General features: G+C 50.5%; 2 protein-coding genes. Both read right to left on the bottom strand.

The features are described from left to right. Positions 1 to 530, bottom strand: a 530-nt coding sequence (locus tag QCH34_RS12195) for a lysylphosphatidylglycerol synthase transmembrane domain-containing protein (protein ID WP_300334533.1), incomplete at its 3' end; no start/stop codon positions are given. 23 nt (positions 531 to 553) lie between these two features. Continuing rightward, positions 554 to 1,666, bottom strand: coding sequence for a pyridoxal phosphate-dependent aminotransferase (locus QCH34_RS12200; protein ID WP_300334535.1), 1,113 nt, complete (start codon positions 1,664 to 1,666; stop codon positions 554 to 556). Positions 1,667 to 1,677: the final 11 nt, after the last annotated feature.

Raw genomic sequence — 1,677 nt, forward strand, 5'->3', positions numbered from 1 at the left:
TGGTATAAGAGATTATGGACCCATTCCGGAGGATACATCAGAATACCATAAATAAGTAATATACATGAAAGAAATATAACAACTCCAACACTAACAAAAAGAATATCCTCACCAAAGAAAGTGTAGTAAAGAAGGGACAAACCAATAATTGCCAAACCTAATTTAAAGAGGAGATCATACAGAAATGTACTGGTTATTCCTGCAATGCCACTTCTAAGTGGAACACTCCTTTGATGAAGTTGATATGCTGTGTATACATATCCACTTCTCATCGGAGTAACATCCGAGAGGAGCATACCTGCCATATGAGATAAAAAAACGAATTTAAACCGGATTTTTTGCCCAAGTTCTTCAATTACCAGCTTAAGTCTATAAGCCATTATCAGGTTGTTCAAAAAATAACAACACATGGCACAGATAATAAGAGGAATGGAGGCATTTTCTAATGTAGTGATTATATCATTCGTACCAATGAAGTAAAAAATATATACAATTATTATAATACCAATAGATAATTGAAGAATCCTCATCAAGCGGGATGAGACAAATCTCCTCACTCCCCACACACCCTATCCATCGCCTCTTCCAGCCGTTCCATCGATGTCGCATAGCTCATCCGCACCCAGCCAGGCGCACAGAACGCCGATCCCGGCGTCACCGCAACATGCTTCTCCTCAAGCCATTCTGAGGCAACGGCACTGTCATCGCCGCCGACATTGGCAAACGCATAGAAGGCGCCGTCAGCTGGCGCACATGCAAACCCGGCCTGCCTGAGCCGTGAGATGATAAAACTCCGGCGTCTGGCGAACTCATCCCGCATCTCTGTAACACAGGACTGATCGCCCTTCAATGCGGCAACCCCGCCCCACATCACAAAAGTCGTCGGGTGGGAGACCGAGTGCTGCTGGATCCGATTCATATAGTTGATCACCTGCGACGGACCGGCCGCATATCCAAGCCGCCAGCCGGTCATCGCATAGGCCTTTGAGAACCCGTTTATCGTGACCGTCCGCTCTGCCATGTCATGAATCGAGGCAAACGAGATATGCTCTGCTCCATCATAGACGAGCTTCTCATAGATCTCATCTGAAAGTGCAAGGAGATCATGATCTGAACAGAGATCAGCAATCATCCCAAGCGATGACCGCGTCAGGATCGATCCTGTCGGGTTCGATGGCGAGTTCACGATGATCATCCTGGTTGCTGGGGTAATCGCCTCCGCAAGCGACTCCCCGGGCTGGAAGGTGACCGGGTCAAGCGGATAATGGATGGCTTTTCCCCCGGCCATCTGGATGCAGGGCTCATAGGAGACCCAGGACGGGTCAAGGATGATGGCTTCATCACCGGGGTTCAGCACCGCCTGGCAGAGGAGCCGGATCGCATCCTTTGCCCCGGCAGTCACGATACAATCGGCCGGTGATGCCGGGATACGGTTCTCAGTGGAGAGTTTTTCAGCAACCGCCTCCAGCAGTTCGGGAATCCCGCGTGAGGGGGCATAGTGCGTCTCTCCCTTGTGCAGGGCATCGATCGCCGCCTCAGTAATATGCGAGGGTGTCGGGAAGTCAGGCTCTCCGATGGAGAGGCTGATCACATCGATCCCGTTCCGTTCCATCTCCTTTGCCCGATCGGCGATCGCCATCGTCGCCGACGGGGTGATCGCAGCGATCGATCGTGATA

Source organism: Methanocalculus sp. (assembly GCF_029762515.1).
Classification (GTDB): Archaea; Halobacteriota; Methanomicrobia; order Methanomicrobiales; family Methanocorpusculaceae; genus Methanocalculus.